Origin of the sequence: Phocaeicola acetigenes (assembly GCF_027529745.1) — a bacterium.
Taxonomy (GTDB): domain Bacteria; phylum Bacteroidota; class Bacteroidia; order Bacteroidales; family Bacteroidaceae; genus Phocaeicola; species Phocaeicola acetigenes.
Genome location: NZ_JAPZVM010000003.1, coordinates 296,485 through 311,218, shown reverse-complemented (window position 1 = coordinate 311,218; position 14,734 = coordinate 296,485). Strand labels below are relative to the sequence as shown.

Annotated in this window: 8 protein-coding genes; 7 read left to right on the top strand and 1 reads right to left on the bottom strand. The window is 39.5% G+C overall.

The genetic code is table 11. The features are described 5' to 3' along the window. Positions 1–10 precede the first annotated feature (10 nt). The 5 genes from rpoB (at position 11) to O6P32_RS05880 (ending at position 13,073) form a co-directional block, all read left to right on the top strand. Positions 11–3,823 (top strand): DNA-directed RNA polymerase subunit beta, encoded by a 3,813-nt coding sequence (gene rpoB / locus O6P32_RS05900; RefSeq protein ID WP_178266924.1) that lies wholly within the window; start codon positions 11–13, stop codon positions 3,821–3,823. A gap of 118 nt (positions 3,824–3,941) precedes the next feature. Then, positions 3,942–8,228, top strand: coding sequence for a DNA-directed RNA polymerase subunit beta' (gene rpoC, locus O6P32_RS05895; protein ID WP_269877417.1), 4,287 nt, complete (start codon positions 3,942–3,944; stop codon positions 8,226–8,228). A gap of 534 nt (positions 8,229–8,762) precedes the next feature. Then, positions 8,763–11,102 carry a glycoside hydrolase family 3 N-terminal domain-containing protein gene (locus O6P32_RS05890; RefSeq protein ID WP_269877415.1) on the top strand — a complete coding sequence of 780 codons (2,340 nt, stop codon included), beginning with the start codon at positions 8,763–8,765 and terminating at the stop codon, positions 11,100–11,102. 81 nt (positions 11,103–11,183) lie between these two features. Next, positions 11,184–12,836, top strand: a complete 1,653-nt coding sequence (locus O6P32_RS05885) for a glycoside hydrolase family protein (RefSeq protein ID WP_269877414.1) — start codon at positions 11,184–11,186, stop codon at positions 12,834–12,836. A 24-nt stretch (positions 12,837–12,860) separates the two neighbouring features. After that, positions 12,861–13,073 carry a hypothetical protein gene (locus O6P32_RS05880; protein ID WP_269877413.1) on the top strand — a complete coding sequence of 71 codons (213 nt, stop codon included), beginning with the start codon at positions 12,861–12,863 and terminating at the stop codon, positions 13,071–13,073. Between the two features lie 97 nt (positions 13,074–13,170). Here the strand turns inward: O6P32_RS05880 and O6P32_RS05875 are convergent, their stop codons facing one another. Beyond that, positions 13,171–13,311, bottom strand: a complete 141-nt coding sequence (locus O6P32_RS05875) for a hypothetical protein (RefSeq protein WP_269877412.1) — start codon at positions 13,309–13,311, stop codon at positions 13,171–13,173. 338 nt (positions 13,312–13,649) lie between these two features. Here O6P32_RS05875 and O6P32_RS05870 point away from each other — a divergent pair, with 338 nt between their 5' ends. Next, complete coding sequence (locus O6P32_RS05870; protein WP_269877411.1) at positions 13,650–13,979, top strand: DUF3467 domain-containing protein; 330 nt, start codon at positions 13,650–13,652, stop codon at positions 13,977–13,979. A 322-nt stretch (positions 13,980–14,301) separates the two neighbouring features. Then, a complete protein-coding gene (gene rpsL / locus O6P32_RS05865; protein WP_154043500.1) occupies positions 14,302–14,706 on the top strand; it encodes a 30S ribosomal protein S12 in 405 nt (134 codons plus the stop codon). The last annotated feature ends 28 nt before the right edge of the window (positions 14,707–14,734 follow it).

The window sequence follows — 14,734 nt, the reverse complement described above, 5'->3', positions numbered from 1 at the left end:
CTCTATACAGATGTCTTCAAACATTAACAATCAACGAATTAACTTTGCTTCTATTAAAAATCCGATGCAGTATCCGGATTTCTTGGAAGTTCAATTGAAGTCGTTTCAAGACTTCTTGCAGTTAGATACGCCGCCCGAAAAACGTAAGAATGACGGTTTGTATAAAGTATTTGCAGAGAATTTCCCTATTGCAGATACGCGTAATAACTTTGTGCTCGAGTTCCTTGACTACTATATTGATCCGCCTCACTATTCTATTGACGATTGTCTGGAACGTGGGTTGACTTATAGTGTTCCCTTGAAAGCTAAATTGAAGCTTTATTGTACAGACCCCGATCATGAAGATTTCGATACAGTCATTCAAGATGTGTATCTGGGTCCTATTCCTTATATGACTCCAAAAGGAACTTTTGTTATTAATGGTGCAGAGCGTGTTGTTGTTTCTCAGTTGCATCGTTCTCCGGGTGTATTCTTTGGACAGAGTATCCACTCAAATGGAACAAAATTGTATTCAGCACGTATTATTCCATTCAAAGGTTCTTGGATTGAGTTTGCTACAGACATCAATAATGTAATGTATGCATACATTGATCGTAAGAAGAAATTACCTGTTACGACTTTGTTGAGAGCTGTTGGTTTTGAAAATGATAAAGATATTCTTGAAATTTTCAATCTTGCAGAAGATGTCAAAGTAAATAAGGCAAATCTGAAAAAAGTCGTTGGACGTAAGTTGGCTGCTCGTGTATTGAAAACATGGACAGAAGACTTCGTAGATGAAGACACTGGTGAAGTTGTATCTATCGAACGTAATGAGGTTATTATTGATCGTGAAACAGTTATTGAAGCTGAACATATTGATTTGATAATTGAATCGGGAGTACAGAATATCCTTGTTCATAATGAAGATGCAAATTCTTCTGATTATTCTATTATATTCAACACATTGCAGAAAGACCCAAGTAACTCGGAAAAAGAAGCAGTGTTGTATATTTACCGTCAGTTGCGTAATGCTGATCCTGCGGATGATGCAAGTGCACGTGAGGTAATTAACAACTTGTTCTTCTCTGAAAAACGTTATGACCTGGGTGAGGTAGGCCGTTACCGTATCAATAAAAAATTGAATTTGGATACGGATATGGATGTCAAGGTGTTGACAAAACAAGATATTATTGAAATCATTAAATATCTGATAGAGTTGATTAACTCGAAAGCAGATGTTGATGATATCGACCACTTGAGTAACCGTCGTGTACGTACTGTCGGCGAACAGCTTTCTAATCAGTTTGCTATTGGTTTGGCTCGTATGTCTCGTACTATTCGTGAGCGTATGAATGTTCGAGATAATGAAGTATTTACTCCGATTGATCTGATTAATGCAAAAACAATTTCTTCTGTAATTAACTCGTTCTTCGGAACAAATGCATTGTCTCAGTTCATGGACCAGACAAACCCGTTGGCAGAAATTACTCATAAGCGTCGTTTGTCTGCATTGGGTCCTGGTGGTTTGTCAAGAGATCGTGCCGGATTTGAGGTTCGAGACGTTCACTATACTCATTACGGTCGTTTGTGTCCGATTGAAACTCCTGAAGGTCCGAATATCGGTTTGATTTCGTCTTTGTGTGTATATGCGAAGATTAATGATCTAGGATTTATTGTAACTCCTTATCGTAAGGTAAACAATGCTGTGGTAGATCTTTCTCCAGAAGGTATAGAATATTTATCTGCAGAAGAGGAAGAAGATAAGATTATTGCACAGGGTAATGCACCATTGAATGACGATGGTACATTTATTCGTGACAAAGTTAAAGCTCGTCGTGATGCAGATTATCCGGTTGTTACTCCAGATCAAGTTGAGTTGATGGACGTAGCTCCTCAGCAGATTGCTTCAATTGCGGCATCTTTGATTCCTTTCTTGGAGCATGATGATGCGAACCGTGCGTTGATGGGATCTAACATGATGCGTCAGGCTGTTCCTTTGTTGAGAACTGAAGCTCCAATTGTAGGTACTGGAATCGAAAAACAATTGTGTGAGGATTCACGTACACAGATTGCTGCAGAAGGTGATGGTGTAATTGAGTTCGTAGATGCTACAACTATTCGTATTTTGTACGACCGTACAGAAGACGAAGAGTTTGTAAGTTTTGAGCCTGCATTGAAAGAATATCGTATTCCGAAGTTCCGTAAGACAAACCAAAGCATGACTATTGACCTTCGTCCGATTTGTAGTAAAGGACAAAGAGTGAAGAAGGGAGATATCTTGACAGAAGGATATTCTACTGCGAATGGAGAATTGGCCTTAGGTAAGAATCTTTTGGTTGCTTATATGCCTTGGAAGGGATATAACTATGAGGATGCTATCGTATTGAATGAACGTGTCGTTCGTGAAGATATTCTTACTTCTGTACACGTAGATGAGTATATCTTGGAAGTTCGTGAGACTAAACGAGGAATGGAAGAGCTTACTTCAGATATTCCGAATGTTAGTGAAGAAGCAACCAAAGACTTGGATGAAAATGGTATCGTACGTATTGGTGCTCGTATTGAGCCAGGAGACATTTTGATTGGTAAGATCACTCCTAAGGGAGAATCAGATCCTTCTCCTGAAGAAAAGTTGTTGCGTGCTATTTTTGGTGATAAGGCAGGTGATGTGAAAGATGCTTCTTTGAAGGCTTCTCCTTCTTTGCGTGGTGTTGTAATTGATAAGAAGTTGTATTCACGCGTTATTAAAACTCGTAGTGAAAAGAATGCAGATAAAGCTATTTTGCCGAAATTGAATGAAGAGTTCGAAGAAAAAGCCGCTGCTCTTAAGGAAATATTGGTAAACAAATTGCTCGTTTTGACTGCTGATAAGGTTTCTCAAGGTGTAAAAGACTATTTGGGAACTGAAGTAATTGCAAAGGGGGCTAAGTTTACAAAACGTGATCTCGAATCTTTGGATTATACAATTATTCAATTGAGTAAATGGACTGCTGATGCTCATAAGAATGATTTGATTCGTGATTTGATTGTAAATTATTTGAAGAAATACAAAGAATTGGATGCTGAACTGAAACGTAAGAAATTCGCAATTACTATCGGTGATGAGCTTCCTTCTGGTATTATTCAGATGGCTAAAGTTTATATTGCTAAGAAACGTAAGATTGGTGTTGGTGATAAAATGGCGGGTCGTCACGGTAATAAGGGTATTGTTTCTCGTGTGGTACGTCAGGAAGATATGCCGTTCTTAGCAGATGGTACTCCTGTTGATATCGTTTTGAATCCGTTGGGTGTGCCTTCTCGTATGAATATTGGTCAGATATTTGAAGCTGTATTGGGACGTGCCGGAAAAGAATTGGGCGTGAAGTTTGCTACTCCTATTTTTGATGGTGCTACATTGGACGACTTGGATCAGTGGACTGATAAAGCTGGTTTGCCACGCTATTGTAAGACATATTTGTATGATGGTGGTACAGGTGAACAGTTCGACCAGCCAGCTACCGTAGGTGTCACTTATATGTTGAAATTGGGACACATGGTTGAAGATAAGATGCATGCACGTTCTATCGGTCCGTACTCTTTGATTACTCAGCAGCCGCTTGGTGGTAAAGCACAGTTTGGTGGTCAGCGTTTTGGAGAAATGGAGGTTTGGGCTATTGAAGCATTTGGTGCTGCCCATGTACTTCAGGAAATCTTGACTATTAAGTCTGATGATGTTGTAGGACGCTCTAAAGCTTATGAAGCTATTGTGAAGGGTGAGCCGATGCCAACTCCGGGTATTCCTGAATCTCTGAACGTGTTATTGCATGAGTTGAGAGGTCTTTGCTTAAGCATTACGCTGGAATAAATTTTTTAATGAAGAATGAAGAATTAAGAAGAAGGTGGAATTAATCATTATTATTCTTAACTCTTCATTCCTTGAAAATTCTTCATTCTTAATTCTTTATTTATATAAAATATAAAGTATGGCTTTTAGAAAAGATACTAAGATAAAGAGTAATTTTTCAAAGATTACAATCGGACTGGCCTCTCCTGAAGAGATTCTGGAGAATTCTTATGGTGAAGTATTGAAACCGGAAACGATCAACTACCGTACTTATAAACCGGAAAGAGATGGTCTGTTCTGTGAACGTATCTTTGGTCCGGTAAAAGACTACGAATGCCATTGCGGTAAATATAAACGTATTCGCTATAAAGGTATTGTTTGTGACCGTTGTGGTGTAGAGGTTACAGAAAAGAAAGTTCGTCGTGAACGTAGTGGACATATCCAATTGGTAGTGCCTGTAGCACACATTTGGTATTTCCGTTCTTTGCCTAATAAAATTGGTTATTTGTTGGGATTACCGACAAAAAAACTTGATGCTATCATTTATTATGAACGTTATGTGGTAATTCAGCCGGGTATTAAGGCTGAGGATGGCATTAATCAATATGATTTGTTGTCTGAAGAAGAATATCTGGATATTATGGATACTCTTCCGAAAGAAAATCAATATTTGGAAGATAGCGATCCAAATAAGTTTATTGCCAAAATGGGTGCAGAAGCAATCTATGATTTGCTGACTCGTTTGGATTTGGATGCTCTTTCTTATGAATTGCGTCATAAAGCAAATAATGATTCTTCACAGCAGCGTAAAAATGAAGCTTTGAAGCGCTTGCAGGTAGTGGAATCATTCCGTGCTTCTCGTGGACGTAACAAACCGGAATGGATGATTGTACGTATTGTACCGGTTATTCCTCCTGAATTACGTCCGTTGGTACCGCTGGATGGTGGTCGTTTCGCAACTTCTGACTTGAACGACTTGTACCGCCGTGTTATCATCCGTAACAACCGTTTGAAACGATTGATTGAAATTAAGGCTCCTGAAGTAATCTTGCGTAATGAAAAACGTATGTTGCAAGAAGCTGTGGATTCATTGTTTGATAACTCTCGTAAATCAAGTGCTGTAAAAACAGATGCAAACCGTCCGTTGAAATCTCTTTCTGATAGTTTGAAAGGTAAACAAGGACGTTTCCGTCAGAACTTGTTGGGTAAGCGTGTTGACTATTCTGCACGTTCGGTTATCGTCGTTGGTCCAGAATTGAAGATGGGTGAGTGCGGTATTCCTAAATTGATGGCTGCAGAATTGTACAAACCGTTTATCATTCGTAAATTGATTGAGCGTGGTATTGTAAAAACTGTGAAGTCTGCGAAAAAGATTGTAGACCGTAAGGAACCGGTTATTTGGGACATCCTTGAACATGTGATGAAGGGTCATCCGGTATTGTTGAACCGTGCTCCGACTCTGCACCGTTTGGGTATCCAGGCATTCCAGCCTAAGATGATTGAAGGTAAAGCTATTCAGTTGCATCCATTGGCATGTACTGCGTTCAATGCCGACTTCGATGGTGACCAGATGGCTGTACACTTGCCATTGAGCAATGAAGCTGTTTTGGAAGCTCAGATGTTGATGCTTCAGTCGCATAACATTTTGAACCCTGCGAATGGTGCACCTATTACTGTGCCTGCTCAGGATATGGTACTTGGTTTGTACTATATTACCAAGTTACGTAAAGGCGCTAAAGGTGAAGGCTTGATTTTCTATGGACCGGAAGAAGCTTTGATTGCTTATAATGAAGGTAAAGTAGATATTCATGCAATTATCAGTGTGGTTGCAAACGATCTGGATGAAAATGGTAACATCGTGAAGAAGATGATTAAAGAAACATCTGTAGGACGTGTTATTGTAAATGAACTTGTTCCAGATGAATGCGGTTATCTGAATACAATCATTTCTAAGAAATCTTTGCGTGATATCATTAGTGATGTAATCAAGGCTGTAGGTGTTGCACGTGCTTGTGAATTCTTGGATGGTATTAAGAACTTAGGTTATAAGATGGCATTCGAAGGTGGTTTGTCGTTCAACTTAGGTGATATTATCATACCGAAGGAAAAAGAGGAGCTGGTAAAACGTGGTAATGAAGAAATCGAACAGATCATGATGAACTATAACATGGGTTTCATTACCGACAACGAACGTTATAACCAGGTTATCGATACTTGGACACACGTAAACAGTGATTTGTCTGATATTCTATATAAGACAATTAAGAATGACGATCAGGGATTCAACTCTGTATTTATGATGTTGGACTCTGGAGCCCGTGGTTCTAAAGAACAGATCCGTCAGCTGTCTGGTATGCGTGGTTTGATGGCGAAGCCGCAGAAAGCCGGTGCAGAAGGTGCTCAGATTATTGAAAACCCGATCCTTTCTAACTTTAAGGAAGGTTTGTCAGTGTTGGAGTACTTTATTTCTACTCACGGTGCTCGTAAAGGTCTTGCCGATACAGCGTTGAAGACTGCCGATGCCGGATATTTGACTCGTCGTTTGGTCGATGTTTCTCATGATGTAATTATCAATGAAGAAGACTGTGGAACATTGCGTGGTCTGGTTTGTACAGCATTGAAGAATAATGATGAGGTAATTGCTACCTTGTATGAGCGTATTTTGGGTCGTGTATCTGTACATGATATTATTCATCCGACAACAGGTAAACTGATTGTAGCAGCAGGTGAAGAAATTACAGAAGCTATTGCAGAAGAAATTGAAAAATCACCGATCGAAAGCGTTGAAATACGTTCTGTATTGACTTGTGAATCTAAGAAGGGTGTGTGTGCAAAATGTTACGGACGTAACTTGGCAACCAGCCGTATGGTTCAGAAGGGTGAAGCTGTCGGTGTAATTGCTGCACAGTCAATCGGTGAACCGGGTACACAGTTGACTCTGCGTACATTCCACGCCGGAGGTATCGCTGGTAACATGGCTGCTAATGCAAGTATTGTTGCTAAAAATGATGCTCGTCTGGAATTTGAAGAACTCCGTACAGTTGATGCTGTAGAGGAAACAGGAGAACCAGTTAAGATTGTTGTTGGTCGTTTGGCCGAACTCCGCTTTGTGGATGTAAATACTGGTATTATCTTGTCTACTCACAACGTTCCTTACGGTTCTAAATTGTATGCTTCTGATGGCGATGTAGTAGAGAAAGGTAAACTTATTGCTAAGTGGGACCCGTTCAACGCGGTAATTGTTACTGAAGCTGCTGGTAAGATTGATTTTGAATCTGTAATTGAAAACGTAACTTACAAAGTAGAATCTGATGAAGCTACTGGTTTGCGTGAAATCATTATTACAGAGTCTAAAGATAAGACTAAGATTCCTTCATTGCATATCTTGGATGAAAACGGTGGAATCTTGCGTACATACAACTTGCCGGTAGGTGGTCACGTTGTAGTAGAAAACAACCAGATGGTGAAAGCTGGTGATATCTTGGTTAAGATACCTCGTGCCGTAGGTAAGGCTGGTGATATTACCGGTGGTTTGCCTCGTGTAACAGAGCTGTTCGAAGCTCGTAACCCGTCTAACCCTGCTGTCGTTTCAGAAATTGACGGTGAGGTTACAATGGGTAAGATTAAACGTGGTAACCGCGAAATCATCGTTACTTCGAAGACTGGTGATGTGAAGAAGTATCTGGTAGCTTTGTCTAAGCAGATCCTTGTACAGGAAAACGACTATGTACGTGCCGGAACTCCGTTGTCGGATGGAGCAATTACTCCTGCTGACATCTTGGCAATTAAAGGTCCTACTGCAGTTCAGGAATACATTGTAAACGAAATTCAGGATGTATACCGTTTGCAGGGTGTGAAGATCAATGACAAGCACTTCGAAATCATCGTACGTCAGATGATGCGTAAAGTACAGATTGACGAACCAGGAGATACTCGTTTCTTGGAACAACAGGTAGTAGACCGTTTGGAATTCAATGAAGAAAACGATCGTATCTGGGGTAAGAAGGTGGTAGTAGATGCTGGAGATTCTCAAAACTTACAGCCGGGTCAGATTGTGACAGCGCGTAAGTTGCGTGATGAAAACAGTATCCTGAAGCGTCGTGATATGAAGCTCGTAGAAGTACGTGATGCAGTTCCTGCTACTTCTACTCAGATTCTGCAGGGTATTACCCGTGCTGCATTGCAGACTTCAAGCTTTATGTCAGCTGCATCATTCCAGGAAACTACAAAAGTCTTGAATGAAGCTGCCATCAACGGTAAAGTAGACCGTCTGGAAGGTATGAAAGAAAATGTGATTTGTGGTCATTTGATTCCTGCCGGAACAGGACAGCGTGAGTTTGAAAAGATTGTAGTAGGTTCGAAAGAAGAATACGACAGAATCTTGGCAAATCGCAAGAATGTACTTGATTATAGTGAAGTAGAATAATCTTTTCTATAAAGACTCATCCTGAATGCTATTATAGTTATAGGATAAAATAAAATTGTTAGTTAAGAGCTGTGTCAGTTTTCTGACACAGCTCTTTTTTTATAAAGGCTTCTTGTTTGTTTTACAATAACTATTGACTGAAGTTTGTTTCTTTAAGCTGGAAAATTGTAAGAACAAAAGGTTGATAACTATAGGGTTGTATACTTAAACTATTTCCTTTTTGAGACGAGGACTAGTCCAAAGTAAAATATACAATAACCTTATATTCAGTATGATAGCTTTATATTTAAAAAGTTACAATAAAAGATTGTATGGCATTTTGTAATAAGATTCTTTTATTAAATTTGTGCTAGTTAAGGCGGTCATTCCATCAATTTAAGTAGAAGAACATAATATTATACTTTATATTATATTTTGTTTTTGAAGAAAATTTAGTGCCTTGACAATAGTGTTACCTTCAATAGAAACAGGTTAAGTTATGGTTTTGAAAGTATATCGAAGCATTGACTTTCCCTTAAACGAAAAATAAATACAATGAAAACAAAATTTTTAGCTATCATGCTATGTGCATGCGGTATCACCGCTACAGCCCAACAGCCTATTTATAAGCAGGCCTCTGCTTCGGTGGAAGACCGTATAGAAGACTTGTTGGATAGAATGACTCTTGAAGAGAAAGTCGGTCAAATCTGTTGTCCCTTAGGTTGGGAAATGTATACTAAGGTAAGTTCAGATAGTGTAACTATCTCTGAATTGTTTAAAAAGCAGATGAGTGCAGCTCCTTTGGGTTCGTATTGGGCTGTACTTAGAGCCGATCCGTGGACTCAGAAAACATTGGAAACCGGACTTAATCCGGAGTTGTCTGCAAAAGCTTTGAATGCCTTGCAAAAATATGCAGTAGAAAACACACGTTTAGGTATACCTATTCTGTTTGCGGAAGAATGTCCGCATGGACATATGGCTATTGGGACAACTGTATTTCCTACTTCCATCTCTCAGGCTTCCACATGGAATAGAGATTTGATTTATCAAATGGGAAAGGTCATTGGTCTGGAAGCACGTTCTCAGGGTGCAAACATTGGCTATGGTCCCGTATTGGACATCTCCCGTGAGCCTAGATGGTCGCGTGTAGAAGAAACTTTTGGTGAGGATCCTTATCTGACAGGATGTTTGGGTACAGCTTTTGTGCAGGGTATGCAGGGAGATGACATCAAAGATGGAGCCCATGTTTATTCTACCTTGAAGCATTTGGCAGCCTATGGCGTTCCAAGAGGAGGACACAACGGAAATCCAGCTGACATAGGAATGAGAGCTTTGCTTAATGAGTATCTACCAGGTTTCCGTCAGGCTGTAGAAGAAGGAAAAGCTGCAACTGTGATGACTTCTTATAATTCTATTGACGGTATTCCATGTACCAGCAATTCTTTTCTTATTGATTCGTTATTACGTAAGCAATGGGGATTCGAAGGTTTTGTTTATTCGGATTTGGCCAGTATTGATGGAGTGGCAGAAACCCACCATGTAGCTGTTGATTTGCAGGATGCAGCCGTTCAGTCTGTAAAGGCAGGAACAGATATGGATTTGGGAGCTAAGTCGTACAGCACTTTGGTAAAAGCTGTAAAAGACGGTAAGATAGAAGAAGAATATATCGATCGAGCAGTAGCCAATGTATTGCGATTGAAATTTCAGATGGGGTTGTTTGAAAATCCTTATGTCTCACCCGAGCGTGCCAGACAAGTAGTGAACTGTGATGAACATAAACAGCTTGCCCGTCAGGTGGCAAAAGAAGGTACCGTATTGTTAAAGAATAACGGTCTGCTGCCACTTAAGAAAAATTTGAAGAAAGTTGCAGTGATTGGCCCTAATGCAGATGTCATGTATAATTATCTGGGCGATTATACTGCACCTCAAGAGCGTGAAAAAATAGTAACTCTATTGGATGGTATCAAGAATAAACTGCCTAAGGCCAAAGTAGAATATGTAAAAGGCTGTGCTATTCGGGATACAACACAAAGTAACATTCAGGCTGCGGTAGAAGCAGCCCGTAAGTCGGATGTAGTTATTTTGGCTGTAGGTGGTTCGAGTGCCCGTGATTTTAAGACCAAGTATATTCATACCGGTGCAGCTACAGTAGCAAAAGATAGTGGTATTTTACCCGATATGGAATGCGGAGAAGGCTTCGACCGTGCTACACTCAACCTGTTGGGCGATCAGGAAAAACTGATAAAAGCAATAGCGCAAACAGGCAAACCTCTTGTTATTGTATATATAGCTGGTCGTCCGTTGAATATGAATTTGGCAGAAAACGTATCAGATGCGTTGCTCATGGCTTGGTATCCTGGAGAGCAGGGTGGAAATGGTATAGCTGATGTCTTGTTTGGAGATTATAATCCAAGCGGAAGAATGCCTGTTTCCGTGCCACGTAATGAAGGTCAGATACCGGTTCATTATTCTCAGGGTGTTCAGCGCGACTATATGGATTCTCCCGGAACACCGCTGTATTCTTTTGGATATGGATTAAGTTATACTAAATTTGAGTATAGTGACATGAAATTATCGGCAGGTGATGGCGGCGATGTGATACAGTATATTACATGTACGGTAACAAATACCGGAAAATACGATGGGGAAGAAGTTGTACAGTTGTATGTAAACGATGAGGTAAGCTCCATAGTAGTTCCTGCTTTACAGCTCAAAGGTTTTAAGAAAATCTTCCTTAAAAAAGGAGAAAGCAAAGAGGTAACCTTTGCCTTAACCCGAAAAGACTTGTCTTTTTATAATAAGGATTTAATTTTCACTGCAGAGTCCGGTAAGTATAATGTAATGATTGGAGGAGCGTCTGATAATTTACCTTTAAAAGGTAGTTTTGTACTTTAAATCTTTGAATAAATCTAAAATACATAAGAACCTGTTTTAATGTGCACTGAGCATTGAAACAGGTTCTAAATATTTAAAACTATGAAGTTTGTATTCTCTGTTGTTTTGCTGCTGGGTTTAGGCAATGTAATGCTGAATGCACAAGTTACAACCCGCCCTCGTCCGGCAGAGTGGAATAATTTAGTGAAAGGAGCACGTTTTATTGACCGTTTTCTTCCAATGCATGAAGGAAAGCTATCGAAAGATGTGTGGGGTGGAAATAATGTGCTGCCTCGCTATATAGACAATGGCATTGAAGATGAAGAACGTTCTTATTGGGGTGGAAAAATTATAAAAGGTCCTGACCAAAAATACCATTTGTATGTATGTGGTTGGCCCGAAAAGTCTCCCAAGGGCCATCATACCTGGCCTGAGTCCATTGTTTATCATGCCATATGTGATAATTCTGTAGGACCTTATGTGATAAGGGATACGATAGGACCGGGACATAACCCTGAAATTTTTCAGGCAAAGAATGGAAAATATGTGATTTATGTGATTGATGGATATTATCTGTCGGATAGTGTCAATGGTCCTTGGACTTACAAGACATTTGATTTTGATGCACGCGACCGTAAAATTATAGAGGGGTTGAGCAATCTGACTTTTGCAAAAAGAGAAGACGGTTCGACTCTGATGGTTTGTCGTGGAGGTGGTGTCTGGATTAGTGAAACCGGTTTGTCTACCTATAATCAGATTACGGATAAAAGAGTTTATCCAGATGTGGAAGGGGAGTTTGAAGATCCGGTGGTATGGAGGGATCATGTGCAATATCATCTGATTGTAAATGACTGGTTGGGACGAATTGCTTTCTATCAGCGCTCGAAAGATGGGGTACATTGGGTGACAGATCCGGGGGAGGCTTATTTGCCAGGGATAATTTCTGTACATAAAGATGGATTATGTGAGAACTGGTTCAAGTATGAGCGTCTGAAAGTGCTGCAAGATGAATATGGAAGAGCTGTCCAAGCCAACTTTGCGGTTATAGATACGTTGAAGAATGAAGATTTACCTAATGATAGGCATAGTTCCAAGAATTTGACCATTCCATTAAATCCGGGTATGTTGCTGACCATGTTGAATGAAAAGCCCATCACTGCAGAAACAAAAGAGGCGCGGGTATTGATTCAGGCTGAGAAAGATTTCAAGCCTTCCCGCGATTTGGAATTGAAGAGCTTGCGCTTCGGTTCGTCTGAGGAAGTAAACTCTGGAAAAGGCAGTAAAGTAGTTGGTACTTTACAGAAAGGAAATGATATGATTGTAATATTTGATGCAAAGGCCTGTCATATTAAAGGGGATGAGTTTGCTCCTAAGATTATCGGACAGACGAAAACCGGTGATATGGTTTTTGGGTATATGCGTCTTCCTTGGGTTGATTATACTCCACCTATCTTGTCTGCAAGAAAGCCGATAATAAGAAGTTCTGCTTCTTTGGAAGTCCTGGTCGACAATTACGGCCTGAAAACTTCGGGTAAATCGAAACTTGAACTTTATCTTGTAGAAGGAGATAAACAACGCCTTATTGCACATGCAGATATTCCAGCTGTAAAGTCATATGAACAGGTAAAACTGGCTTTGAATACTTCTGAACAATTACAGGAAGGTAAGAACTATCATTTTATGCTTCGTATAAAGATGGAAAACGAGCCGGATACAGAGTTTACTTATTCTGATACTTGTAAGTATATCCGATAAGTCTGTTAAGAAAGTGTACACAGCATGCAAGAAAAGCTGTTTCTTGTCTTTGGAATAGTACTTCTTGTGTTTGGGGAAGAGGAGAGTGCTTCATCCGACGTCGCTGGCTGTACAGATAACGTCGCTGAATTTATAGCCGGCGACGTTGGTTTTAAAGCCATCGGCGTTGAATATGAGATTTTATTTGAATTGTCTGGGGCCAATGACGATAGCTTTTGTTGGAAGAAGGAAGAGTGAAGACAACTTAGGATAGGATAAAATAAAAAACTGCCTCAAAAATGCATCCAGCATTTTGAGGCAGTTAGTTGTTGTATAGTGATGTTTAGTCTTGGTGTTATACTGTAGCTGCTCTTTGCTTAGTTATAAGTTTATGCAGTTTGCTTTGCAGTGTCTGACACATAGTTCCGTTTCCCATTGTCTGGTAACGCTTGATTTGATACTGTAACATGGTAATTACATCTTCGTTTGTTTTCATAATTTTCATCTTTTTGCGCCTTCCGCCCTTCGGAAAGCAATTAAACTTTTTCTCTTTCTTTATTCTGTATATAAAACAAAGAAAAGTATGGTATTGTTCTCGAAAGTTGAATATTTTTTCAATAAATAATCGGGAAGTACGTAGTGCCTATTCGTAAATTATGAGAAAAAGCGGATAATGAAATAATAAAAAAGAAATGAAAAATGCCATTAGAATGGCTTCGGAAGGCTTTGAAGAAAGAAAATGACGAATAATTTTAATTTTTATTAGGTAAGTTCAACTTTTTCCTTACTTTTGCCATCACAATAAAAAACAACTAAATTTAAATCAATTTAATCATGGAAAACGAAAACAAAAATAATCAGCTTCAGATTGAGCTGAAAGAAGAAGTTGCTCAAGGCACTTATGCAAATCTTGCTATAATTACTCATTCTACTTCTGAATTTGTTGTGGATTTTGTCCGTATCATGCCGGGATTGCCGAAGGCTGGAGTTCAGTCTCGTATTGTGATGACTCCCGAACATGCAAAACGCTTGATGTATGCATTGCAGGACAATGTAGCTAAATTTGAAAAAGAATTTGGTCCTATCCGTATGCCGGAAGAACAACAGCAGGCAGGTAGTAAAACTTTTGTTCCGCCATTGAGCGATTTTAAAGGCGAAGCATAATTTGTATTGACTTTGTTAAAAATAGATAAAAAATAATCGCAGTTCTGAATTATAATCAGGACTGCGATATTTTTTTTGCTTGTCCGGAAAGGCTGAAAATGGCTTTTACGATACACAATCAGGGGCTTTGTAATAAATTTGTTCTGTTTAATCTCCCGATTTTTCTTTCTCCCTAAGAAAAAAGAAGTTAAATAACTTTTTTCTCTTAAATCTGTTTGTATATTAAAAAGTTATTTGTAATTTTGCAGCCCGAAATGTATAGTTTCGAATAGGATTAGATAATACGAATAAACAATATAATAATAATTAAAAATCAAACAAAATGCCTACTATTCAACAATTAGTAAGAAAAGGAAGAACGGTTTTGGTTGAGAAGAGTAAGTCTCCGGCGCTGGATTCATGTCCTCAGAGACGTGGTGTTTGCGTACGTGTGTATACTACAACTCCGAAAAAACCGAACTCTGCAATGCGTAAAGTTGCTCGTGTGCGTCTGACAAACTCTAAGGAAGTGAACTCTTACATTCCGGGAGAAGGACACAACTTGCAGGAACACTCAATCGTATTGGTTCGTGGTGGTCGTGTGAAAGACCTTCCGGGTGTACGTTATCACATTGTTCGTGGTACATTGGATACAGCTGGTGTAGCTGGACGTACTCAGAGACGTTCTAAATATGGTGCTAAACGTCCGAAACCAGGACAGGCTCCGGCAGCAAAAGGTAAGAAATAATTTGTTGCAATAAGTAAAAAGACTTTTT